This window comes from Priestia sp. FSL R5-0597, assembly GCF_038006305.1.
In the GTDB taxonomy this organism is placed as follows: Bacteria; Bacillota; Bacilli; order Bacillales; family Bacillaceae_H; genus Priestia; species Priestia zanthoxyli.
Genome location: NZ_JBBOUZ010000001.1, coordinates 562,454 through 587,500, shown reverse-complemented (window position 1 = coordinate 587,500; position 25,047 = coordinate 562,454). Strand labels below are relative to the sequence as shown.

Here is a 25,047-nt window from a genome sequence, read left to right as displayed (position 1 = left end):
GGTATACTTTCCACTGTATCTGTCGTTTCACATAAGATAACGTGTTCCAAAAATGGAGTGTGTCCAATGATTTTTTTTAAAACAGGGAGAAGTAAATCAACCGCAATAACTGCTTTTACATCTCCATCCTGAAGCATGTAGCTAATTTCATCCGCTGTGTAAATAGGATTAATGGGTATAACAGTAGCTCCTACTCGAAGAGCACCGTACAATCCAATAACAAAATGAGGCGAGTTGCCGACAATTAAAGCGATATGATCTCCTTTTTTTACACCTAATTGCTTCAGACCATTAGCAAACTTAGATACCGATGCATCAAGATCTGCATAAGATGTTTCCTGATCCATAAAAACATATGCCGATTTTTGCGGAAATTGCTCAGCTGTTTTATGAAGCTGTGCTGACAAATTCATCTCATAACTTCCTCCTTTTAATAACGAATGAATGAACAACCATTCATTATTAAGTCATAATAATGGAAAAATTCTTACTTCTTCTATTCTATTATAATGTTACTGCTGTTCTATTGACAAGACTCATCTGTTTAAAAAGAAAAAAAGCCTGATGTGGCAGACTTTTTTCTTAATAGATTAATTCAACAAACTCTTCTTTTGTAATATTACCAAAATAATGTGGAATATCGATGTCCTCTAAGGCTTGTTCAATAGAAGCTTTTTCATAACGAACACCTGTTAATTTCCCCTGTACTTCCTCGACATCTCCCACTCCAAAGAAATCTCCATAGATGGTGCAAGCATCGATTTTCCCTTTATTCACTTCCAAACGAACGTCAATTTGTCCCACAGGAAAGCGGTGAGAGTGCTGTAAGTTAAATTTAGGTGATTTTCCATAGTTCCAATCCCATGACTGATAGCGCTCTTTAGAAATTTGATGAATCGTTTCCCAATCTTTTTCCGTTAGTTTATATTCTGTTATATTTTCTTCTCCCTCAAAGATATACCGAAGCAGCATTTCTCTAAATTCTTCCACCGTTACTTTCTGTTCTAAAAATTCACTGATATTCGCTACTCTATTTCGAATAGACTTAATGCCTTTGGATTCAATTTTATCTTTTTTTACTTTTAACGCTGATACCACGTTTTCAATCTCTGAATCAAAAAGAAGAGTTCCATGGCTGAACATTCTTCCTTTCGTCGAAAACTGAGCATTTCCAGAAATTTTACGTCCTTCCGCCATTAAATCATTTCGTCCGCTTAACTCAGCATTGACTCCTAATTTCTTTAACGCTTCCACGACTGGCTCGGTAAACTTTTTAAAATTATGAAAGCTATTTCCATCGTCTTTCGTAATAAAGCTGAAGTTTAAATTTCCTTTATCATGATAAACGGCACCGCCTCCAGATAGACGTCTCACTACATGAATATGCTGATCTTCAACATATTTTGTATTAATCTCCTCAATGGTGTTCTGGTTTTTTCCAATAATAATAGAAGGTTCATTAATATAAAACAGCAGATATGTCTCATTAATATCTAGATGCTTGAGCGCATATTCTTCAATTGCTAAGTTAATTCGGGGATCATAATTTTTTTGATTATCAATAAATAACATTCATTTTCCTCCTTGTTATTCCCATACGTATCCTGATTCAGCTAACGTAAGCGTACCTTGATAATGAGCAGCAGCTTCCTCTACTAGCTGTTGGTGTTCTCCGTAGTGTGGAAGGTGAGTAAGCATGAGTTGTTTGACACTTGCTTTAGAAGCAAGTGTACCGGCTTCTGTACTTGTCATGTGTCCAGCACCGCTTCCATCTTGGCTAGCATAAAAGTTACATTCACAAATAAGAAGATCTGCATTTTCTGAGAAAGAAACAAATTCTTCTAAATAGCTCGAGTCCGCTGTGTACACGACGGTTTGATTGCCAGCACTTATTTTCATGGCATAACAAACGACTGGATGTTTCGTTTTCATAAATTCGATTGTAAAAGGCCCAACGTCAAGTTTTTGACTCGGATCGTACTCTACTCCTTTGGTAATTCCTTTATGAGTAAGTTTGTTGAAGCTTTCCTGATCATATGTATGTCCGTAAATAGAAAGTTCCTTAACAGCGTTCCCTAGATGAGTCTGAATGAGGCGAGCATATTGAAATACTCCGACATCAGCCACGTGGTCATGATGGTAATGAGATAAAATCATCGCATCTATTTCTTCTGGTTTTGCATATTTTTGCAGCTGAGCCAATGCACCGCTTCCACAATCAACAAGCAGCTGAAATCCATCGTGCTCAACTAAATAGCTAGAAGTAGCTTCTGAAACAGCAGGATATCCTCCCCAAAAACCAATAACAGTTACTTTCATTTCAATCACCCTTTCGTACTATTTTTATTACGTTCAGTATACCCTACTTTTTTTTGAAAACTAACTGAAAGATACTCGTTTTGCCTATTTTATCGAAATAACTCATTGTTATATAACAAATAACCACTTAGAATAGCAAAATAGGCTAAATTGTTATAAAACATAATTGACATTTCAACATCTGTTATAATACAATGTTAGTAACAAAAAACAACGGAGGGGATTTAAATGTTAGAAAAAATGACTGAATTTTTCAAAAGATTACCCAATAAAAAGTGCGTAGAATGCGGAAACGACATCGAGGAACAGCATGAGTGCTACGGAAACAAATGCGATCACTGCCTGGATATCATGAAATAAAAAAAGCTGAAACTGTTTTATAACAGTTTCAGCTTTTTTTTATACGGTCAAACTGCGATACTCGTTTGGCGTAATGCCTTCTACTTTTTTAAACACTTTTCGAAAGTATTTATCATCATGATATCCAATCATATTCGCAATTTCATAGATTTTTAGTTCTTCATTTAGTAAAAGTGATTTGGCTTTATTCATTCTGACTTTCACCATATAATCTGAAATATTTTCTTGAAATTCTTGCTTAAACTTTCTCGAAATGTATTCACGGCTTAAATAGAAACGTTCCGATATTTCTTGAAGCTTCACATCTCGATGAAAATTTTGCTGCAAAAATTGTTCGATCTCATAAATAACGTCGCGATTGTTTTGCTTGCTATACCTTTTTATTACTTTTAAAAAACGCTTTACTTCACGCTTTTTTCTCTCTACATACTTTGCTAGCTGAAACTGCCCATCTTGGTTATAGAAAAAAGAAAGAACATATTCAGGACCATTACTTATCGTATAAGGAATGTGATATCTTTTTAACCAATGCTGGCTTAACAGCTGATATTCCTGCTCAAAATGCAGAATTTGCTTTAATGATAGATAATTTTGTGCTTCAAAAGCTGTGATAATTTCGTTGAATACCGGCAAAAAAGCTTCAAACTTCCCTACTTGCAGCGCCTCTTCAATTTTACTGTTATAATCCATCATATTTATTAATAAAGCACTTGCTAAAACGTCTTGCTCGCCGTAGACCTTCACTTTATTTTGATCAAGAACATTGCTTAATAAAAGCGAATTTTTCGCATGTTCATAGGATTTCATTAGCTGATCAATAGAAGAGACTTTGCATCCTCTTGCAATCCGACAGCTCACGTCTAACGTACGGCGAATTGCTGTATGTAAAGTCGTCAGCAAAGAGGTTATGCGTTCAAAATCATTCCAAAATATAATGATAATTTCCCACTTATTTGATAAATAACGGAAGGCTACCCCATTTTCTTCTGCCATCAGCATTTCATTGATTACATTTAAAATTGAAAAATAGGCTAAATCCCGGTCACCGCCAAAAGAACGAATAATGGATTCATCTACACGTACAATCCCCACTTCATATTCTCTAGTCAGATGGAAACCAAACTCTTCATAGATTGATTGATTTAGCAAATAATTGTTCATTAACTGCGTTAGTTTTCGATCTCGATAAATCGGCTTCATTTCATTGATTAAACGATAGCTGCTATTATGGACTTTTCTGGACTCTTCTTCTTTCTTCCATTGAGTTACAGCTCGTACAAGCGTATCGTTTAAAATCGAAGGATCCACTGGCTTTAGAATATAATCCGTACTTCCAAAATGAATAGCTTTACGCATATAGTGGTAGTCATCATACCCTGTTACCACAATCGTTTTGCTAGAAGGTGAATTCTCTTTAATCCACTCCAACAAAGCAATTCCATCGATATTAGGCATCTTCATATCAGTAAAAATGATTTCCGGTCCGTGATCCTCAATAAGCGCAATCGCTTGCTCACCGCTATCAGCTTCTATCACATCTGTAATTTCATGCTCTTCCCACTGTCCAAGCAGCTTTATTCCTTCTCTTACATGCTCTTCATCATCCACGATTAATACTTTCATCACTATCCCTCTTTTCTTCAATTGTTGTTAGCTTTATGACAACGGTAAAATCGTGATTTTCTTGACTGCTAATTTGCATTGAAGCATGATCTCCATAGTAGATGCGAAGTCGTTCATAAATATTTTGTAACCCAATATGCTCATCTGTTTGATTATACGATTGCTGAAGTCTCGCTTTTAATTGATTCAACTCTTGCTCTCCTATCCCTTTTCCGTTATCAGAAACAGTTAGAATCAGTTCTTCTCCGTTTAACTTCGCTGAAATCAACAGCTTTCCGCTTCCTGTGCGGGTTTCGAATCCATGTTTAAAAGAATTCTCAACAAGAGGCTGCAAGATCATTTTCGGTATTCGCATAAGCTCTGCCTCTTTTTCGATATTTAACTCATACTCAAACTTTGAACCAAACCGCTGCTTCTGTAGACTCAAGAAAGCTTTTACGTGATCGACTTCTTGCTTTAAGCTAACGATATCCTCTTTCATATTCATGCTGTAACGCATAATGTGAGAAAGTGAGGTTAATAAAGAATATACTTCAACTGCTTTATGCTTAAGGGCAAGAGTTCCAATCGATTGAAATGCGTTGTATAAAAAATGCGGATTAATTTGTGACTGCAACACTTTTAGCTGCGTTGATTTATTTTCTAACTCCAATCGGAATTTACGTTCAATTAAGTCATTAATTGTTTCTACCATAGAGGTAAAGTGCCTTCCTAAAACACCAAATTCATCGTTTCCAAGCGATTTAAACCGGACTTCAAATGATCCTTTTTCCACTTCTTTCATATTGCGAATTAATACGTTAATCGGCTGTGTAAAACGGACCGATATAAAAAGCGTAGCGATAACGAGCATACACAAAAATGGCAGGCCAATTAATACATTCATAAGTGCTGTCTTTCTTGCATCTTCATATAAAACACTGTAAGGAATTCGCTTCACAATGTATAAGTCCTCAAAAGGCTGTTTAAGCTTTTCATACATTAATACGCCTGAGAAGCTTTTATCTTCCCATTCCATGCTGTGATCCTCTTGAGACGTAAGCGCCTTTAGCCACGGGTAGTTTTCGTTTTTTCCAATAACCTTTGAATCCGAAGAATACAAAACCTTCCCTTTATTGTTCATTAAATAAAAATCTTCTGACTCTTCATTATATAAGCGCTGCGATATAGATTGAATTTGTGTCATGTTAATGTCTAAAGATAGATAAGCTAACAACTTGTCTGATGGAATTTCATCAATCCGCTGATGAAAGCTAATAACTTGATTCGGCAGTGAGTCAATTAACGTTGATAAATTATTGTAGCTATAAATTTCATGGGTAGGCTCAATGGCAAGAAATTTATGATGTTTATTTAAATAAGAATAGTAAGGCTGAGTGTAAATATCATCGTACTTCCCTCTGCTGCTCACTTTCGAATTATAAGCTGTATACGAGTCATGCCCGTTCTCAATATAAAGATGGAGCTGTTCAATCTCTGGACGAGTATTATATAAATAAAGAAGAGTGCGTGATATTTCCAGTTGATTGGCTCCTAAGTCACTTGATACGCCTTCATCTAACACTTTAATAAATGGGTGGTAGCCGTACAGCCTTTTTGTAATATTAGCAATTTCATTTAAGTAATCACTCAAATCATTGCTTCCATTTTTAATAACTTGATAGTTGGTAGAAATAAATCGATTCTTAACCGTTTCTTTTGTGTATTGATACGTAAAAATCGTTGAAATTAAAAAGGGAATAACGGTTGCGAATAAGAAAAACAAAATTAATTTCTTGCGTATGCTCCAGCCTTTCACAACTAACCTCCTTTGACTAATGTCATACATTATGACTATTATTATACATTAAAAGCGCTTTCAATTAACTATTATTTTTTCATAACTATGAATCTAACCAGCTATTTTTTTCACACCAAAAAGTCCGCGTTTTCCACGCGGACTTTTTGGTTATTTTTTCATTTTTGCCCAAATTGTATCTAATTTCTTCATAAACTCTTCTTCCGTCATTTGTTTGCCTGCGTAAGACTGCATTGCTGCGCCTACTTCTTGAACCGTTCCTTCTGGATACTTAAACCAGTTCCAAGATAATGTTTTGCCTTCTTCAGAGTATTTTAAGATATCATCAGATAAAGAATCGATTCCTTTTCCATCGATGTTTTTGAACGCTGGAATGAACTTGAACTTTTCAACTAAGAATTTTTGACCTTCTTTAGAAGAAACCATCCAATTTAAGAATTCCTTCGCTGCTTTTTTATCTGCATCTGGTGCATTTTTGTTCACTACCCAGTTATTTGGAACTCCGATTGCTAATTTATCATTTTTCTTCGCATCGTTGCTGATCGGCATTGGGATAAAGCCCATTTTCATGTCCGGATTGATTTTCGTGATCATATTTACCGTCCAGTTACCTTGTTGCATCATCGCTGTTTCACCAGAAGCAAATTGAGTAACTTGTGTATTGTAATCTGTCGTTAATGGATTTTTATTTCCATACTTTAACGTTAAATCGAACAGATTCATAAATTGCTTAAACGTTTCATTGCCTTCAAATTTTGCTTTTCCTTCGTTTAGACCTTTAATAAACGCATCTGGATCATCTTGCTGCGCCATTGGAATATTAAATAAGTGGTTACCTAGCACCCACCACTCGCCGTATCCGTTAGAAAATGGCGTAATGCCTTTTGCTTTAAGCTTTTTAGAAGCTGCTTCTAATTCCGACAGCGTCTTAGGCAATTCTTTAATGCCTGCTTTTTCAAATAAACCTTTATTATAAATAAAACCATAACCTTCTAAGTTTAGCGGCTGACCATAGATTTTCCCGTCCATTGTCATCGGTTCTTTAGCGATATCATACAGATTATCTACCCACGGCTGATCAGACAAATCTTCTAATTTATCCTTCCACGTTTGCGCTTCTTGGAACCCTCCATTATTAAAGATATCAGGTTCATTTCCAGAGGCAAACTGTGCTTTTAATGCTGCACCATAGTCCGCTCCTCCGCCGACTGTTTGGATGTTAAACTTTACGTTTGGATGTTCTTTTGTATATTCATCCGTCAATTCTTTCAGCTGATCTGCAATTTCCACTTTGAACTGGAACATATCAATAACAACTTGATCACCTGAGCCTGTTGATTTACTTGCTTTTGAATCCGTACCTGAGTTTGAACATGCTGTCGCAAATAAAAGTGATGTTGCTAACACGCCAGACATTATTGAAAGCCTTTTCATTTTCATTCGTTTTGCCCCCCTTGATATCTATCTCTCTTTATTTTAACGATTCTAGGACATTTGAACAGGTAACAATATTGAACAACCGAGTGGAAAATATTGAACACCCCCCTTCAGCACCCTTCGACAGCTCTCTCTTCTTTCGCAAAAATTTCTATAAAATTTTTATCTGTTTTATTCCACCTAATAACATTTATAGACAAAATTATGTTAATATGTAGAGTGATAGATTCATAAGAAAATTTATGAATTTTTTTAACTTGTATAAACAAAGTGAAGGGGTTTACATGAAAACTAAAAAGCGCAAAAAAACACATGTCTCATTTCGAATTAACTGGCTGTTTATTGTGGTTTTCCTGCTTTTTTCTGCACTCATTTTACGATTAGGCTTCGTACAGATTGTGTACGGAGAGAACTATAAACGAGAAGTTGAAAAAACAGAAGATGAAACGGTAGATTCACCGGTTCCTCGCGGAAAGATGCTAGACCGCTATGACCGCGTTATCGTGGATAATAAACCGTTGAACGCTGTCACGTACACGCGTTTGAAGGGCGTCACTCAAGAAGACAAGCTAAAAGTAGCTAAAAAGCTTGCCACTCTTATTGATGTTCCTGTTACAACAGACGTGTTTGGCAAATCGGATAAAAAGAAAGATAAAAATACGATTAAGCTAACAGAACGCGACTTAAAAGATTATTGGATTGCAACTCATCCAAAAGCAGCAGCGAAAAAAATTACCGCAGCAGATAAGCAAAAAGTAAAAGAAGAAAAAATTTCTGAAGATGATTTGTATCCTCTTCAGCTGAAGCGCATCACTAAAAATGAACTTTTATCGGTGAAAGACGACCTTGAAGTGATTGCCATTAAAAGCAAGATGGAAGGCGGGTATGCGTTAACTGCTCAAATTATTAAAAGCGGCTTAACTGATAAAGAGCTTGCCGTTATTAGTGAGCAGCTGAGTGACTTGCCTGGCGTCGATACGACAACTTACTGGGACCGTATGTATACATACGATGACTTACTTAGCACGCTGCTTGGTAAAATCACATCGGCAGACGAAGGGTTACCAAGCGAAAACTTACAGTACTACTTGTCCCACGGCTACAGCCGAAATGACCGAGTAGGAAAAAGTTATTTAGAAAAGCAGTACGAAGACGTTCTTCGTGGTCAAAAAGCGCGCATACAAAACGTAACCGATCGCTCCGGCAACTTAGTGAGTCAAGAGACCGTTACTGAAGGTCAGCGCGGCAGTGACTTAATTTTAACGATTGATATGGAACTGCAAAAACAAGTCGAAGATGTTTTAACGAAAGCTGTACTTGAAGGCTCTGCGAGGAACCGCTTAATGGACCGAGCGTTTGCTATTATGATGGACCCACATACGGGAGACATTTTAGCAATGGGAGGAAAACAGCTTGTTACTGACAAACAAACAGGAGCACGCAAAGTTCAAGACTTCGCGCTTGGAAATCTTACAACTTCTTATGAAGTAGGTTCCGCGGTTAAAGGAGCGACCGTTCTAGCCGGACTTGACTCAGGTGCAATTCAGCCTGGTACTGTTTTTTATGACGCACCAATGAAGTTTGCTGGTACTAAACCGAAGAAATCTTCTCACAATATGGGAGCTACAGGTATCGAAAAAGCTCTCGAGCAATCTTCTAACGTTTTTATGTATAGAACAATTCTAAACATGGCTGGTGAAACTTATCGACCTGGCGGATCATTGCATATCTCGCCTTCTATTTTTAATAAAATGCGTTCATACTACAGTCAGTTTGGCCTTGGAATTCCAACGGGAATTGATTTAGAAAACGAATCAACCGGTATTCGTAACACCGTGACAAACGAACCTGGTAAAGCTCTCGACTTTGCAATTGGTCAATACGATACGTATACACCGCTTCAGCTTGTTCAATACATTTCAACAATTGCCAATGGTGGATACAGAATGAAACCTCACCTTGTGAAAGAAATTCGTGAGCCTGAACTTGACAGTGAGCTAAAAGGAAGTATACAAAGTTCCGTGGAACCACAAGTATTAAACCGTATTACAATGAATCAGTCGCAAATTGACATTGTAAAACGTGGTTTTCGTCGTGTTGTTACTGCTCAAGGTGGTACTGGACACGCCTTGTATACAAATCCAAAATACAGAAAATATAATATAGCAGGCAAGTCAGGAACAGCTGAAACCTATAATCAAGGCGTAAGCGTACGTAACTCCACTTTTGTCTCTTATGCACCTTATGACAATCCTGAAGTAGCTGTAGCAGTTGTTATTCCTTCTGCGTATGTTGCTGGAGCGAATTCTGGCGGACAAAGTAAAACTATTACAGGTGATGTTATTGATGCCTACTTCAAACTTAAAAAGCAAGGAAATACAGAAGTAGAACAAAAAGAAGAAGATGCAAAAACAGGAAATACAGAATTAAACGGCGTAAAAAAAGATGATAATGAACAATAAAAAAGGTCTCGTCATGAGACCTTTTTTGTTTTTTCTATGAAAAAAGCCTATCTCACTGAGACAGACCGCGTAAAAAGTATAGTTCAATTAATTCAGCAATTTTTTCTTCTGAAAGCGGCTCATGCCGTTTTTCCCAATCATAGACGAGTGCAATGTACATTTTAAATAGTAAAAAAGCTGTGAGCTCCGGGTTGCACGGTTTGATTTCTTTTTTAGAAATCGCAATTTCGATTTTGTTTTTTATATAAGTCAAAATCTCTTCTTCTACTCGCACAAGCACTTCTTGCACTGCTGTAGTGCCTAACTGCTGTTCCTGTACCAGCTTCAGCATGAGCTGATGCTCAGTGCGGAATTCTAAGATTCGAAAAATGGCTGCTTGGGCATTTTCAAAAAAAGGACGGCTGCTGTCAATGACAGTTTCAGCTGCATCTGTCATTTCTCGAATCATTCGTGTCACAATTTCATCGAATAACTCTTCTTTGTTTTTAAAAAAAGTATAAATCGTTCCTTTTCCGACATTTGCAAGCTTCGCCACTTGCTCCATAGTCGTTGCTTTATATCCAAACAGCGCAAATGATTTTGACGCTGCATCAACAACTGATTGCTTTCGGTCTATCGCCACGTTATCCCCTTCTTTCTGACCAAATGAATATTTCAGTCAACAAGTACGGTTTTACTATAGCACAAGTTTCTTTTGCTTTTCAACCACAATCTCTTCTCTTAGTATAACCTTTCTCTACGGGTAGTAGACAAAAAAGCGGAGCATTGATTCACCGCTCCACTTCTACAGTTGCTGCACATATTTAACCGCTTTTTTAGCCACATCTTCTCCTTGCTCTACACATTCTGGTATACCTAGACCCTCGTACGAGCTTCCCGCTACATAAAGACCGGCAAGCTCTTTTTCAAGCTGTTCATTCATTGTATCTAGCATATCGTGATGTCCGACCGTATACTGAGGCATTGACTGCTTCCATCTCGTTACCGCGTAAAATTCAGGCTCCGCAGAAATCGTAATGAGCTTCTTCAAATCCTCCAGGACAATTTTAAAAATTTCATCGTCAGGCTGATCCACCACAGCTTCATCCCCGGTTCGTCCAACTAAACATCTTAGCAGCACTTTTCCTTCCGGAACCGCATGCGGCCACTTTTTATTTAGCCACGTGCATGCCGTAATCGTGTAATCGCTATTTCTGGAAACGGCGATGTTCATTGCATCTAGATTGTCTTGCAGCGCTTCTTGTGCAAAGGCTATCACAACAGTAGCTACTGAAGTGGAAGGCATATGCTTTAACGGTTCGAATATTTTATATTCCGAGAGCATAGACTGAGCAGCTGCATGAGGAGAAGTTACAATAACGCTGTCTGCTTTTATTACTTTCCCGCTATTTAAGGATAATTCATATGTGGTATCTTCTTTATAAATTTTCTCTACCTTTATTCCTTTTGTAATAATATCAGGATCTATTGCTTTTTCTACCCCATCTACTAGCGATTGAAGACCTTCTTTTAATGTTAAAAAGACGCTATTTTTTTTAAACTCCGAATCATCACCGTGCTGTGGGTGAATTTCTTTTAGCTTTTTCATTCCAACAATTAAGCTTCTGTACTTATGTTCAGCATGCAAAAACTGTGGAAATGTTGATCTTAAACTCAAACGATCAACGTCTCCTGCGTAAATTCCTGATAATAGAGGCTCAATTAAATTTTCAACAACTTCATCACCAAACCGTCTTCTAAAAAATACGCCTAGCGAACGGTCATCCTGATTTTTTGTCTTCGGTATAAAAAAATCAGCTGCTGCGCGCAGCTTGCCAACAGGCGAAAATAGCCCTGTTGTGATAAAAGGAGATAACTTGGTTGGTATCCCCATTACAGCACCATCAGGCAGCGCATGCGGTGTATCTTTTACCAGAATATAGGATTTTCCCTTTTCATTTCCGACTAGCTCCCGACCTAGCCCCACTTCTTTTGCCAGTTTTGTAGCAGCTAGCTTACGCGCTAAAAATGAATCAGGACCTTTTTCAAATAAATAACCGTCTCGTTTGACCGTTTGAATTTTCCCGCCAAGCCGATGCGTCGCTTCTATTAGTTGAAGATCAATAGGCAGCTGATGATCCTTTATTTTTTTTTGCAAATAATAGGCAGCTGAAAGACCTGTTATTCCTCCACCGATGATGACAACCTTTTTTCGTCTATCCGTCATGTTATCATCGCCTTTTCTGTAAAATTCAATATAAAGAGAAGCGATTATGGAAACCCATAGCTCGCTTCTTACTTTTCTTTATATTGATTATAAGTTACTTTTCGTCCCTGTTCAACGTACAAAGAATCTATATTGACTTAACGCGCAATTCGTTTTAACACAACTGTAGCTAACCCATCGATAAATTCAGGCTGTGCATTCGGCATTTCAGGACGGTAATAATCAGCCCCAATTTCATCTGTCACCACTTTGCATTCGTAGTCGTTATCATAAAGTACTTCTAAGTGGTCCGCGATAAATCCAACCGGGGTATAGACGAACGACGTATAGCCTTTTTCTTCATGCAGTTCTCTTGTTAAATCTTGGACATCAGGACCTATCCATGGCTCAGGCGTATTTCCAGCACTTTGCCAGCCAATTTCGTAATGTTCAATACCAGCTGCTTGTGCAATTAAATCCGCTGTTTCTTGAAGCTGATTTGGATATGGATCTCCTGCTGCAATAATTTTTTCTGGCAAGCTATGCGCAGAAACAATCAATACGGCTTTTTGGCGTTTCTCTTCGTCTATTAAATCAAACGTTTGTTTAACACGTGTAGCCCAGTACTGAATGAACTTTGGCTCACTGTACCAGCTTTCTACGGAATGAATGATTGGTCCTCCTAATTTTTCAGCTGTTTCTTTGGCGCGTCCATTATAAGATTTTACGCTAAACGTTGAAAAGTGAGGTGCAAGAACAATGCTGACCGCTTCTTTAATTCCGTCTTTATGCATGGCTTCTACTGCATCTTCAACAAACGGTTCAATATGCTTTAAGCCAAGATACGCTTTAAATTCAATTTCATCCTGTACTTCATTCAAGCGCTTTTCTAGACTTTCCATTTGCTGCTGCGTAATTTTTGCAAGAGGTGAAATGCCCCCAATTGCTTCGTAGCGGTTTTGTAAATCTTCCAAGGCTTCCGGTGAAGGTTTACGTCCGCGGCGGATATGTGTATAGTAACGTTCAATATCTTCTTCTTTATATGGTGTTCCATATGCCATTACAAGTAATCCCATTACTTTTTTACTCATGTGTTCGACACCTCTTTGTTAGATTCAATACTTGTCTTCATTTTGCCATGAATAAAAAGAAAAATTCAAAGTTTAGCGCTCCAAATTATTTGACAATTTATTGTCTATTTGCAGAATATTCATGAATAAAGGTTGTTAAACGCTTCAACGTTTCCGGCTGAACCTGTGGAAAGACGCCGTGCCCCAAGTTGAAGATGTAACCAGGACTGGCCATCCCTTTATCTAATATTTCTGTTACACGTTCTTCAATAACTTCCCATGGAGCTAACAAAATAGCAGGATCTAAGTTTCCTTGCAGTGTTTTTGTTAAGCCTAGTGCGCGTGCTTCATCCAGCTGTGTTCGCCAATCTAATCCCACTACATCCAGCGGCAGATCATGCCATTCTTTTGCCAAATGACTTGCTCCTACTCCAAACATAATGAGAGGTACATTTTTTTCGCGCAAAGAGGTAAAAATCCGCTCCATAACAGGCTTTATAAAATAACGATAATCCGCTACATTTAAAGCCCCCACCCATGAATCAAAGATTTGAATGGCTTTTGCTCCAGCGTCAATTTGCGCTTTTACATATGTAATCGTCATATCTGCTAACTTATCCATTAGCGCAAACCATGCTTTAGGTTCCGTGTACATAAATGCTTTTGTTTTATTATAGTTTTTTGAAGGTCCTCCTTCAATCATATAGCTTGCTACTGTGAAAGGAGCACCGGCAAAACCAATTAGAGGTACGTTTAACTGTTCTGTTGTTAACAGCTTAATCGTATCTAATACATACGGAACATCTTCTTCCGGGGTAATTTCTCCTAGCTTTTCTACATCGCTTAAAGATTGAATTGGATTAGAAATGACAGGACCAATTCCTGACTTGATTTCAACATCCACTCCAATTGAAGGAAGCGGTGACATTATATCTTTATATAAAATAGCTGCATCCACTCCGTACTGTTCAACGGGCAGGCGTGTTACGTATGCCCCAAGCTCCGGCTGATGAGTGATTTCAAATAGAGAGTACTTCTCTTTTAGCTTTCGGTATTCCGGCTGTGAACGCCCTGCTTGGCGCATATACCAAACCGGAACATGATCCGTTTTTTCCCCTCTACAGGCTTTTAAAAAAGTATCGTTAAACGTTCCTTGACTCATAATTTCCACCTTTCTCGATTGTCTTCCATCCGTATTTTCTTCGATTAGACAGACAATAATCAGCAAAGGAACATACCGGTTCCTCTACTGATTAAAGTTTCACGTTATATTCTCTACTTGTCACTATACCCATTTCTTTACGACTTGTATAGCCACCTGCTAAAAATGTCAAAAAATCGCCCTACTCTTCCTTTTTTATTGAAAAAGAGCAGGTGTTACTTCGTTGGATTTTTTTCCTTTTTGTTGTGTTTGGGAATTGTAAGGAACTACATAATAAGTAGGACTGTCGAGCAGATTCACACGCTCTTTTTCAAATGCTCCTTTTCCCTTCACTTTGCCAATCAATTCGGCTTTATCCCCTTTTTTCTCATAAACATAATAAACAGCTCTTTTATCAGGTGAAGGTGTCCACGATAAACTTACCGTTAGCAAACCAAATGGATGGAATGTTAATTCTTGTTTTAAATCTTTAACTTGCTCTAAACGTATTGGTTTTGGCAGATCTTTAACGCCTGCTGGCTTTTGAAATGCAGCTTCGTCGTAACCAGCTCTTGTTAGAATGTCTTTAAATAATAGAGTTGGATAAGAACTTCCTTTTGTTAAATAGTGCTGGTCATTTGTAGAATCATATCCCATCCACACGCTTCCTACAACATCTGGGGTATATCCAACAAACCAAGCATCTCTTGTGGCTCCTTTAACATTCGTATACGAAGTAGACCCTGTTTTTCCTGCTAACTCTCCTTTAAACTCTCCATTTTTTGCCGTTCCTTCTTTAACAACTCCTTGAAGCATTTTTGTCATATACCAAGCCGTCTGTTTTGAAAATGCTTTGTGAGTGTCGGGAACAGCTTTTGCAATCACTTTTCCATCTTGATCTTTTATCTCTTGAATAAAGTACGGTTGGATGTTTTCTCCATTTTCAGCAAATGCCCGGTACGCTCCTGCTAATTGAAGCGGTGTAATTCCTTCCTTTAATCCTCCAAGAGCAATCGCAAGCCCTTTATCTTCTAACGGAATTCCTAGCTTTGTGAGATACTGCTTGCTTGTTTCAACTCCTAGCTGATTCAATGTCCAGACGGCAGCTGCGTTTTTAGAATCTTTTAAGGCATCGTACATCGTTACCTTTTTAGCATATTGGCCGTCTACGTTTTTAGGTGTGTATCCCCCGTAGCTTCTAAGCTTGTCTTGCAGCAACGAATAAGGCTTGAATTGACCTTCTTCTAATGCAGGGCCATATACCGCAATAGGTTTCATCGTAGAACCTGGCTGTCTTTTGACATTTACGCGGTTGAGCGATTTTTGTACATAATCTCGTCCTCCCATAACAGATAAAACTCCTCCGCTTTTGTTATCGACTAATACAAAAGCACCTTGGGCACTGTTATCTGTACCTGGAAAATAACGATTTTCTTTCATCAGCTCGTAGGCGGCTTCTTGTACTTTTATATTCATCGGTACTTTGACCGTATAACCTCCGCGCAGAAGCTCATTGCCCGAAATGCTGTATTTCTTCTCTGCTTCTTGGATAACCATATCGATATAGGTTAAATACGCTGGATTTTTAGCCTGCTCCTTTATGTTCAGCCCCAGCGTTCTTCCTTGCGAACGGACATTTTTTTCAGCTGATAAATAACCTGCTTTTTGCATGGCATTTAACACAACATTTCTACGTTCTATACTTTTTTCTGGATGTAAAATAGGAGAATAGGAATTCGGTGCTTTTGGCAGTGCAGCGAGAAGTGCACCTTCTTCTACCGTTAATTCGGAGACATCTTTATTGAAGTAAAGCTTGGATGCAGCTTGGATTCCATAGGCTCCGTGTCCAAAGTATATTTGATTCAAATACATTTCAAGCAGTTTTTGCTTACTGTAACGCTGCTCCAGGTTAATAGCCACCACTACTTCTTTTGTTTTTCTAAGCAGCGTTTTATCATTCGATAAAAACACATTTTTAGCCAGCTGCTGTGTTAAAGTACTTCCTCCTTCAACACTTCCTCCAGCCAATATATCTCGGTATAATGCTCGGCCAATAGATTTAAAATCGATTCCGTGGTGTTCATAAAAACGAACATCTTCAATTGAAATAAATGCTTGTTGCACATGCTTTGGAATCTTGTCAATTGAAACCAAGTCCCGATTTTTCACATAGAGCTTTGTTAATTCGTCTCCATTTTCATCGACTAATCTCGTAGCCGAGTCCATGACGATTTTTTTCTCATCAATTACATAGTTTCCAAGAAACAAGATGATAATATATCCAATCAATCCTAATAGAAAAATTCCAACTAAGGCAGCAATTGCGTATAAGCCTTTTTTGTACATCGTGCCACCCCTTTTCTTCCGCTAAACTTTTGATAATATGGAAAACAACTTCATCAATGTTTTACTTTACCATCTTCATTAGAAGTTCACAATTTTTGAATTTTTGTGTGTAAAATTTTATAATTTTAGTATGATTTACAATTGTAAATTGTATGCAATTCCCAATTAGAAAGGAAGTATAATCCATGAAGATCTTTATTACTTACGGAACAGGCCCTTACCTTCAAAAGTTGATCGACGAACATCCGAGTGAACGTTTATTACTGCTTCACAAAGATGACGATCAATTTGCACTAGTCCACGAAACAGATGGAGATACAATTTTTAAAGAAGGACATGCTTATGAAGTATTAGATGCTTCTGGAGATCTTGCAGATAGCGGATTTGCTGTACTAAATAATATTTCAGTTACAGATGAAGGCCGTCCTTTGTTTGAACAGCGATTTAGCCAACGCGCTCGTTTAATTGAAAATGAAGCAGGCTTTTCAGCTATTCGTGTGCTTCGTCCACTGCAAAATGACACATACATTATCTTTACAGGATGGAAAGATGAAAGTTCATTTAGCGATTGGCAGTCTTCAAAAGCCTATAATGAAGCACACAAAAAACGCGGTACGTCAGAAGGCGTGGATCAGCAGCCATCGATTTTCTCTCGCCCTTCTTATGTGACCTCATACCACGTAGTTAAATAAGTAAACATCCTCCTAGTAGGCGAGTATCACAATAGGCACAAACGTCATATTGTATACTACATCACCTATTGGGAGGAATTTTTATGGGCATAGAGCTTGGAGCTCTTCATTGGATGTATGTCCTTTTTATCGCCTTCATTATCGGCTTTATGATTATGCGGCGAGATACGAGTATCCTTTGTATACTCGGGATTTTTTTACTTTCCTTAACGGCTACCTCTTCGTTAAGCCACTCCGTCAGCGCTGTTTTTTCCAGCTTCATTTATGCCATTACAGAACTGCTTCCTACCATTTTAATTATTTCAATTATTGTATCCATGAGCAAAGTCTTAATGGCTACAGGAATAAATGAATCGATGATTTCACCTTTTGCTCGCCTCATTAAAACACCTACTCTTGCCTATTGGGTTATTGGATTAGTTATGATGACCATCTCCTATTTTTTCTGGCCTTCTCCAGCCGTTGCTTTACTTGGAGCCGTGCTTTTACCAGTTGCCATCCGCGTAGGGCTTCCAGCTATAGGCGTAGCTGTAGCGATGAATTTATTCGGCCACGGCGTTGCGCTTTCAGGAGACTTTGTTATTCAAGCTGCCCCTAAGATAACCGCTGACGCAGCAGGTCTTCCGGTTCACGAGGTTGTTCAAGCAAGTGTCCCTCTTGTCATTGTGATGGGAGTCGTTACCACACTCTCTGCTTTTTACTTTCTAAAACAAGATATGAAGCACAATAAAATTCAGGCGCAACCGACAATTTTAACAAGCAGCTCTTCTAACCAATCCACACCTCTTTCTCCTTCATTACGCCGGGCTTTAGCCATTATAGTTCCTCTTTTCTTTGCTATAGACGTATGGGCAATGTTCGCCCTTCATTTACAGGGAGGAGATGCCACTGCTCTCGTTGGAGGTACAGCTCTATTTATTTTAGTAGTGGTGTCGCTTATTGCTCACAAAGGAAAAGGTCTCGAACAAACCACTTCCTACTTGATTGAAGGCTTGCAGTTTGGGTTTAAAGTATTCGGTCCCGTTATTCCGATTGCCGCTTTTTTCTATTTAGGAGATGCTGGATTCAAAACAATCATTGGTGACTTTCTTCCGAAAGGATCACATGGACTTGTCAATGACCTAGGTGTTGCGCTTGCTTCGACTGTACCGTTAACTGCACAGGTCGCTACTGTGACGATAACTGCGCTAGGAGCTATTACAGGGTTAGACGGTTCAGGCTTTTCAGGTATTTCACTCGTAGGCTCTGTCTCTCATTTATTTGCATCTGCTTTAGGATCGGGCGCTGCCACGCTAACTGCTTTGGGGCAAATTGCTGCGATTTGGGTTGGAGGGGGAACGTTGATTCCATGGGCGCTCATTCCAGCTGCTGCGATTTGTGGAGTCAGTCCGTTTGAACTCGCTAGACGCAATTTAAAACCTGTAGCGATTGGATTAGTTGTTACAACGATTGTCGCAATGTTCCTAGTTTAAACAAAAGCCCCCTTCTTTTGATGAAGGGGGTCATATGTATATATTTGTTACATACCTTTTGGAAACTCTTTTTCCGCTGACGGCCTTACATACGCATAAACAAGCGTATAGAAGAAAATGCCTACAATTAGCCACATAAGCCCTAAGCTGTAGCCAGCTAATACATCTGTTAAAAAGTGTTCTCTTAACAGAATACGGCTCACGCCGATTAACAAAACAATTAAAGTAATTGCCCGCTGATACCACTTGGCCACCTTTTGATTGTTTATATGCTTGATCAGAAAAAAGAAAATCAGACCGTAGATAAGAATTCCCATCATTGCATGGCCGCTTGGAAAACTGTAGCCTTCGATGCCTTCAAGAGGACGGGCTCGTTCTACCGCATCTTTAACTGCTTTATTAATAATATCGCCGCTTAAAATAAGTAAAAATGAGGATATCATGCCAATATAGTCTTTTTTAAAAAATAAAAAAACAATAAGTACAGCTAAAAGAACCATAATCATCACTTTTGAAGCTAAAAAAGACAGGCCGTGAAAAACAGATGACGCTGACTGAAGAATAGTGCTGTCATCTATAGCTGAAACAAGCCAGCGGTCTCCTTGAAAAGAATCTGTCGACACAGCAAACAACACTCCTAAAAAAACGAGACCCGCAATCCCAAACGCCCACATCAATTTTTTGTACAGAGATACAGTTTGTGAATCTACCATATCGTTACCTCCTATTATCTCACGAGAAAATTGGTAAAAAACTCATTCTTTGTCCCTATTTCTCATCTTATGTATCTATTATGTATATAAAATATTTCATGATTCAATTACTTTTTTCAATAACAACGCTTACATTCTTTTCTTTTTTATAGATAATGATATAATGATTAAAATGTCAAAAAATTCAAAACTTTATTCAACTTACACAGAAAGGATATGGTTATGTGAACTCCAAGCTACATACTTTACTTGAAGAAAAATTTGATGAAATGGTTCAAATTCGCCGATATCTGCATCAGTATCCAGAACCGTCTTTTAAAGAATTTCAAACTGCTGCCTACATTCGGTCTTTTTATGACAAGATCGGTATTTCTTACCGAGCAAATGTAGGAGGAAACGGCATTGTAGCAAGTATTCAAGGAGGAAAACCTGGTCCTACTGTAGCTTTGAGAGCCGACTTTGATGCCCTTCCTATTCAAGATGAAAAAGATGTACCCTATCAATCAACTGTTCCGGGCGTGATGCATGCATGTGGCCACGATGGTCATACGGCTACTCTTTTAGTCCTTGCTAAAGCGCTTTTTGAAATAAGAGATTCTCTCCCTGGTAAAATCGTCTTCATTCATCAGCACGCCGAAGAGTATGCTCCCGGAGGCGCCAAGTCCATGATTGAAGACGGATGCTTAGACGGTGTAGACGCGATATTCGGAACGCATTTATGGTCATTAACTCCCACTGGTGTGGTTCAATATCGAACGGGCCCTATTATGGCTGCTGCTGATCGCTTTGAAATTACGATCAAAGGAGCAGGCGGACACGGTGCACAGCCCCACAAAACAAAAGACTCAATCGTCATCGCCTCTCAGCTTGTTGTTAATTTACAGCAAATTGTAAGCAGACGTGTAAATCCAATTGATTCAGCGGTTGTAAGCATAGGTTCTTTTGTAGCGGAAAATGCATTTAATATTATCGCTGATTCTGCTCGACTAATTGGAACGGTAAGAACATTTAATGAAGATGTACGAAATGATGTCGAAAAAGAAATCGAACGAATTGTCCAAGGTACATGCTTAACAGCTGATGCTTCTTATGAGCTGAGTTATACGCGCGGCTATCCTTCCGTCGTAAACCACCCGGAAGAAACGGCCTTTCTTGCTTCTGCTGCTTCTCAAATCGATGAAGTTCATACAGTCGAAGAAACGGAGCCTCACATGACTGGAGAAGATTTCTCTTATTATTTGCAGCATATTAAAGGAACGTTCTTCTTTACAGGAGCTCAGCCAGAAGGTGTAGATGCTCCTTATCCTCATCATCATCCTAAATTTGATTTTAACGAAAAAGCAATGCTTATCGCAGCGAAAACGCTTGGTACGGCTGCTGTTGAGTATTTAAGAGAACAAGCTCATTCTAAAAACGCAATAAAAGCGAATTAATCATTCAGCAAGCATTCGTACAGATAAACAGACGATTGCTTGCTGTTTTATTTTAGGAAACTTTTTCTCACTTAAAACGTAGTATTTATATCGACTGAAAAGAGGTGACTTTTTTGAATACGTATGAAGAAAAAGTGTTACGAGAAGCTGAACATTGGAAATTTAGCATGTTGAAACGACCTTCTAAATTTCAGCGTACCGCAAAAGCCTTACAGCTTAAACTAAATGAAAAAATCCCTGCTAAAGTCCATAGAATTATAACTGAAAGTATAAAAAAAATGGTTGAAACCACGCTTGTTGGGTCCGATTTCACGACTAAAAAAAGAGATGTCAGCGGTCTTTCGTTTGAAGAAAAAGAGAAAAGAATTTTGGAGCTCATACCTAAGTACAAAAAAACAGCTGCTGTAGAAGGAGCTGGTACTGGTGCAGGTGGTCTCCTTTTAGGCGCAGCAGATTTCCCACTTCTTCTTTCCATAAAAATGAAGTGCTTATTTGACATTGCCGCGACGTATGGTTTTGATGTAAAAGAAAAAGAAGAACGCATTTATATGCTATATATTTTTCATCTTGCCTTTTGCAGCGACGACCATAGAACGAAGCTGCTCGAAGTAGTAGAAAGCTGGGAGGAAAAGAAAGAGGAACTTCTTGAGCTTGATTGGAAAGCTTTTCAACAAGAATATCGCGATTACATTGATGTTGTGAAAATGTTTCAGCTGATGCCGGGAATTGGAGCTGTTGTAGGTGCGTATGCGAATTATCAGCTTCTTGATCATCTCACAAAAGTAGCGATGAACGTCTATCGCTTTCGGATATTATCTTCGTCTCAAAAGTAGTCTAAAAACGTAAAAAAAGCTCCATTCGGAGCTTTTTTTACGTTAATTTTTTATTTACATATGCATTTACAAATAAGTGAATAAATATAGCACCTGCTGCCAAGGAAAGCAGTGCAGCAACTATATTAGAAAAAGCCACCACTATGGCGAGCACAAGAATTTGTACATACAGCGCTTTTTTCCATACGTCCAAAAATGCCCTTTTTCGTTCTTTAGCTTCGACTGGATAAAGAGAAAGCCATAAAATTTGCTTGTGCTGCTTCCAAAGCGGGAGTAATTGAAAACCCGTCATGTATACAACAAATAAAACAACCACTATATTGCCGTATTGAAACGGCGCAGCTACAATTAAAAATCCGCCAATGACAGTTAAGCGAACGAGCAAGCTTAAATAATCTCCTGATCGCAAAAATGTTCTGGTGTACAAGTAATGGTAAGTAGCATTTTGACGAAATGGAATACGTGTTACTAGCCAATCTAAATATCTACGGCGTTTGATTCGTTCTTTGACTTGTGGAACATCCGTAAATAAATTAGCTAATCGATAAAAATAGCCCATGCGCTTTTCTTCTAAGTCAATTAGCTTTTCCCATTTAATCGGCTTCCTTTTTGTAAGAGAGCGATAATAAACGGCTAGCGCAATCATAATTACCGCTACAATTCCTGTGAAAAATACGTATGCATGCGAAAATAAGAAATAAGTAAAAACTGCGTTTAAGAAAAACCTGACGATATAATCTGTCCACTTCGCCCACTTTTCTTCAAACCATACGGCCCACCAAGACATGCCTAAGTTTACAACTTTCAGAATGAGTAATAGCAGAAAAAACACAAAAATATTTGAGTAAGAATCATGCATTACTTTTACGTGAAGAGGCGCTGCTGCACCCGTTGCAAATAATAAAATATAAAGCTGAATCGTAAAGGTAAACCAAAAAGATTTTTTGAAATAAGGCTGCAGCTTCGTCTCCAAAGGAAGCAAAAAGACTAAATCAGGTCGTTTTAAAAACGTTTGAATTTGGCCCATTGTTAAAATCAATCCCATAAGGATCGCAATCACTACAGCCGAAGGAAACGCAGGTGTTAATGTACTCAACCACTGTTGATAATAGTAGGCCAAGCCGCCAATCGCAAAAATTAACACTAATTTAATGTGGTCATTTAAGATATATTTTGTATATCTTCTTACATCCACTAAATACTGCTGAAATCGTTGCTTCCATAATGCGTCAATCTTACTCATAGCCTTCTTCCTTCGTTAATTCAATATAAATTTCATCAAGAGTAGCATTGCGCATCTGAAATTCTTCTTGAAGATCTTTAAGCGTTCCTTGCGCTCTTACTTCTCCGTTATGTAAAATAACAAATTTATCACAGTAGCGCTCCGCGGTCGCCAAAATGTGTGTGGACATTAAAATGCCTGCACCTTGCTTTTTCATATCCGTCATCAAATCAAGTAAAGATTGAATACCAAGCGGGTCTAAACCTAAAAAAGGTTCATCAATAATATAAAGAGACGGCTGAACCAAAAAAGCGCACATAATCATAACCTTCTGCTTCATCCCTTTTGAAAAATGCGCGGGAAACCATTTTAACTTCCGGTCTAAACGAAATTCTTTTAAAAGCGGCTGCAGACGTGCTTCATATGCTTGAGGCTCAAGTCCATAAGCCATAGCTGTCATATCCAAATGTTCTTTTAATGTTAATTCATCGTAGAGCACAGGAGTTTCTGGAATAAACGTAAACTGACTTCGATAGCCTGTTGGGTCTTGTTGAAAGGTTTTATTATTAATGGATACACTTCCTTTTTTTGCTTCCATTAATCCAATGATATGTTTAATCGTTGTACTTTTTCCGGCTCCGTTTAAGCCGATTAACCCAACTAATTCACCTGCATTTACATCAAACGATACATCTTTTAAGACGGGAGTTTTCGTATATCCCCCTGTAATATTGTTAATTTGCAATAAAGAACCCATCACGATCTCCTTTTATTTGTTCTTTTTTGTCTACAAGCGCAAGCGCTATTTGCTCTATTGTACCAAATCTTTTTCGTCCTCACATCGTTTTCAATTCTTTTCGGTTAATTTTTCCAGAATATAATCGAAATATCGGGACATTCTATATAGGGAAGAAGGAAAACAAGTTATTGATTACAACTAATCATTACAAAGCTTCTTACATTTGGGATGAGGTGTCTACAGCAGGCATATTTCAGAAAACCTTATTGTAAATCGATGTATGTTTGATTCATAAGGGGATGGTAGTCATGAACGTAGTAAGAATATATATAATGGGTAGACAATAATGTTCATTTATTACTGTGTAAATGAGGTGTTTGTCAAAGACCAAGAACGATTTCGTTCACATTGTATATTTTTTTAGCTCAATGCTTAAATGAGGTGTTTGTTAAAGAGAATATACTTTTTCAAGTTACTGTTTCATTAGGCAATGTAATTACGTAAATGAGGTGTTCCTTAAAGATCATATGCTGCATTAAAAGCTATTTTTTCCTTCTTCACATGACGGGATGCATAATCGTTTGCATCCCGTTTTTGTGTATAAAATATGAGTGGCTATTTCTTGCCTGCTGATTGCATTTCTACTTTGTGGTAAAATAAACGTACATGTATACCCATACATTTATATTAGTAACGGAAGGTGAACATAATGAGCACACATGATGAAAACTGTATTTTTTGCAAAATTATTCGCGGTGAAATTCCAGGTGCAAAAGTATTTGAAAACGAACATGTATTAGCTTTTTTAGACATTAGTCAAGTAACAAAAGGTCATACGCTGGTGATTCCAAAAGTACATAAAAAAGACATTCACGAACTAACACCGGAAATTGCGCGCAATTTATTTGAAGTGGTTCCTCAAATCGCAAATGCAATTAAAGAAACATACAGCCCAATCGGCTTAAACATCTTAAATAATAATGGTGAAAAAGCTGGTCAATCCGTGTTTCATTATCATATGCACATTATTCCACGCTACGGGGAAGGCGATGGATTCGGTGCTGTATGGAAAGAGCATACAAGCGAATACACGCCTGAAAAACTTCAAGAAATCGCTGGCAATATTTCTTCTCGCCTTTCTTGAAACAAAAAAGCTTACACATGTAAGCTTTTTTTGTTTTATCTATTAATCAGTTTATGAT

The 25,047-nt window shown here is 38.1% G+C and carries 21 protein-coding genes (1 of these 21 running past the window's edge); 7 read left to right on the top strand and 14 right to left on the bottom strand.

Going from position 1 to position 25,047, the window contains the following annotated elements; all coding sequences use genetic code 11:
• The 3 genes from MKX72_RS03110 to MKX72_RS03100 all read right to left on the bottom strand — a co-directional run.
• Positions 1-413, bottom strand: partial view of a fatty acid--CoA ligase family protein gene (locus tag MKX72_RS03110; RefSeq protein ID WP_028412536.1) — the start only. Its footprint begins 1,120 nt before the window's first position; the window shows 413 of its 1,533 coding nt (coding positions 1-413); its start codon is at positions 411-413; the stop codon falls past the left edge of the window.
• 169 nt (positions 414-582) lie between these two features.
• Positions 583-1,572 (bottom strand): lipoate--protein ligase, encoded by a 990-nt coding sequence (locus MKX72_RS03105; RefSeq protein ID WP_034267956.1) that lies wholly within the window; start codon positions 1,570-1,572, stop codon positions 583-585.
• Between the two features lie 15 nt (positions 1,573-1,587).
• Positions 1,588-2,319 (bottom strand): MBL fold metallo-hydrolase, encoded by a 732-nt coding sequence (locus MKX72_RS03100; RefSeq protein WP_034267959.1) that lies wholly within the window; start codon positions 2,317-2,319, stop codon positions 1,588-1,590.
• A gap of 228 nt (positions 2,320-2,547) precedes the next feature.
• On the opposite strand from MKX72_RS03100, the gene yhfH reads away from it, so the two are divergent.
• Positions 2,548-2,679, top strand: a complete 132-nt coding sequence (gene yhfH / locus MKX72_RS03095; RefSeq protein ID WP_013055337.1) for a protein YhfH — start codon at positions 2,548-2,550, stop codon at positions 2,677-2,679.
• Between the two features lie 39 nt (positions 2,680-2,718).
• On the opposite strand, the gene MKX72_RS03090 is transcribed toward yhfH, so the two are convergent.
• The 3 genes from MKX72_RS03090 to MKX72_RS03080 form a co-directional block, all read right to left on the bottom strand.
• Complete coding sequence (locus tag MKX72_RS03090; protein WP_047751673.1) at positions 2,719-4,302, bottom strand: response regulator; 1,584 nt, start codon at positions 4,300-4,302, stop codon at positions 2,719-2,721.
• Entirely contained in the window at positions 4,280-6,100 is a 1,821-nt protein-coding gene (locus MKX72_RS03085) for a cache domain-containing sensor histidine kinase (protein WP_048020497.1), read from the bottom strand. The genes MKX72_RS03090 and MKX72_RS03085 overlap by 23 nt, the downstream gene beginning before the upstream one ends.
• A gap of 150 nt (positions 6,101-6,250) precedes the next feature.
• On the bottom strand, positions 6,251-7,540 hold the full coding sequence (locus MKX72_RS03080) for an ABC transporter substrate-binding protein (RefSeq protein WP_098626107.1): 1,290 nt from the start codon (positions 7,538-7,540) through the stop codon (positions 6,251-6,253).
• A gap of 281 nt (positions 7,541-7,821) precedes the next feature.
• Between MKX72_RS03080 and MKX72_RS03075 the strand changes: the two genes are divergently transcribed.
• The gene (locus MKX72_RS03075; RefSeq protein WP_033580639.1) at positions 7,822-9,999 is read left to right on the top strand and encodes a peptidoglycan D,D-transpeptidase FtsI family protein; all 2,178 of its coding nucleotides are present in this window, start codon (positions 7,822-7,824) and stop codon (positions 9,997-9,999) included.
• Positions 10,000-10,051: 52 nt separating this feature from the next.
• Here the strand turns inward: MKX72_RS03075 and MKX72_RS03070 are convergent, their stop codons facing one another.
• The 5 genes from MKX72_RS03070 to MKX72_RS03050 form a co-directional block, all read right to left on the bottom strand.
• The gene (locus MKX72_RS03070; RefSeq protein WP_028412542.1) at positions 10,052-10,621 is read right to left on the bottom strand and encodes a TetR/AcrR family transcriptional regulator; all 570 of its coding nucleotides are present in this window, start codon (positions 10,619-10,621) and stop codon (positions 10,052-10,054) included.
• Positions 10,622-10,783: 162 nt separating this feature from the next.
• Positions 10,784-12,205 (bottom strand): protoporphyrinogen oxidase, encoded by a 1,422-nt coding sequence (gene hemY, locus MKX72_RS03065; RefSeq protein ID WP_013055331.1) that lies wholly within the window; start codon positions 12,203-12,205, stop codon positions 10,784-10,786.
• Positions 12,206-12,342: 137 nt separating this feature from the next.
• Positions 12,343-13,275 carry a ferrochelatase gene (gene hemH, locus MKX72_RS03060; RefSeq protein ID WP_028412544.1) on the bottom strand — a complete coding sequence of 311 codons (933 nt, stop codon included), beginning with the start codon at positions 13,273-13,275 and terminating at the stop codon, positions 12,343-12,345.
• 97 nt (positions 13,276-13,372) lie between these two features.
• Complete coding sequence (hemE, locus tag MKX72_RS03055; protein WP_013055329.1) at positions 13,373-14,416, bottom strand: uroporphyrinogen decarboxylase; 1,044 nt, start codon at positions 14,414-14,416, stop codon at positions 13,373-13,375.
• 195 nt (positions 14,417-14,611) lie between these two features.
• Positions 14,612-16,741 carry a transglycosylase domain-containing protein gene (locus MKX72_RS03050; protein ID WP_098626113.1) on the bottom strand — a complete coding sequence of 710 codons (2,130 nt, stop codon included), beginning with the start codon at positions 16,739-16,741 and terminating at the stop codon, positions 14,612-14,614.
• Between the two features lie 185 nt (positions 16,742-16,926).
• Between MKX72_RS03050 and MKX72_RS03045 the strand changes: the two genes are divergently transcribed.
• Positions 16,927-17,433, top strand: a complete 507-nt coding sequence (locus tag MKX72_RS03045; RefSeq protein WP_013055327.1) for an antibiotic biosynthesis monooxygenase family protein — start codon at positions 16,927-16,929, stop codon at positions 17,431-17,433.
• An 83-nt stretch (positions 17,434-17,516) separates the two neighbouring features.
• Positions 17,517-18,905, top strand: coding sequence for a hypothetical protein (locus MKX72_RS03040; protein WP_047751678.1), 1,389 nt, complete (start codon positions 17,517-17,519; stop codon positions 18,903-18,905).
• Between the two features lie 47 nt (positions 18,906-18,952).
• On the opposite strand, the gene MKX72_RS03035 is transcribed toward MKX72_RS03040, so the two are convergent.
• Positions 18,953-19,618 carry a phosphatase PAP2 family protein gene (locus MKX72_RS03035; protein ID WP_155008658.1) on the bottom strand — a complete coding sequence of 222 codons (666 nt, stop codon included), beginning with the start codon at positions 19,616-19,618 and terminating at the stop codon, positions 18,953-18,955.
• A gap of 224 nt (positions 19,619-19,842) precedes the next feature.
• Here MKX72_RS03035 and MKX72_RS03030 point away from each other — a divergent pair, with 224 nt between their 5' ends.
• Together MKX72_RS03030 and MKX72_RS03025 are read left to right on the top strand one after the other, a co-directional pair.
• Positions 19,843-21,051, top strand: a complete 1,209-nt coding sequence (locus tag MKX72_RS03030; RefSeq protein WP_028412548.1) for a M20 family metallopeptidase — start codon at positions 19,843-19,845, stop codon at positions 21,049-21,051.
• Between the two features lie 113 nt (positions 21,052-21,164).
• Positions 21,165-21,884, top strand: a complete 720-nt coding sequence (locus MKX72_RS03025; RefSeq protein ID WP_154992348.1) for an EcsC family protein — start codon at positions 21,165-21,167, stop codon at positions 21,882-21,884.
• Positions 21,885-21,921: 37 nt separating this feature from the next.
• On the opposite strand, the gene MKX72_RS03020 is transcribed toward MKX72_RS03025, so the two are convergent.
• Both MKX72_RS03020 and MKX72_RS03015 read right to left on the bottom strand, forming a co-directional pair.
• Positions 21,922-23,127, bottom strand: a complete 1,206-nt coding sequence (locus MKX72_RS03020; RefSeq protein ID WP_047751679.1) for an ABC transporter permease — start codon at positions 23,125-23,127, stop codon at positions 21,922-21,924.
• Entirely contained in the window at positions 23,120-23,863 is a 744-nt protein-coding gene (locus MKX72_RS03015; protein WP_034267986.1) for an ABC transporter ATP-binding protein, read from the bottom strand. The genes MKX72_RS03020 and MKX72_RS03015 overlap by 8 nt, the downstream gene beginning before the upstream one ends.
• A 691-nt stretch (positions 23,864-24,554) precedes the next feature.
• Between MKX72_RS03015 and MKX72_RS03010 the strand changes: the two genes are divergently transcribed.
• Positions 24,555-24,989 (top strand): HIT family protein, encoded by a 435-nt coding sequence (locus tag MKX72_RS03010; RefSeq protein ID WP_014461670.1) that lies wholly within the window; start codon positions 24,555-24,557, stop codon positions 24,987-24,989.
• The last annotated feature ends 58 nt before the right edge of the window (positions 24,990-25,047 follow it).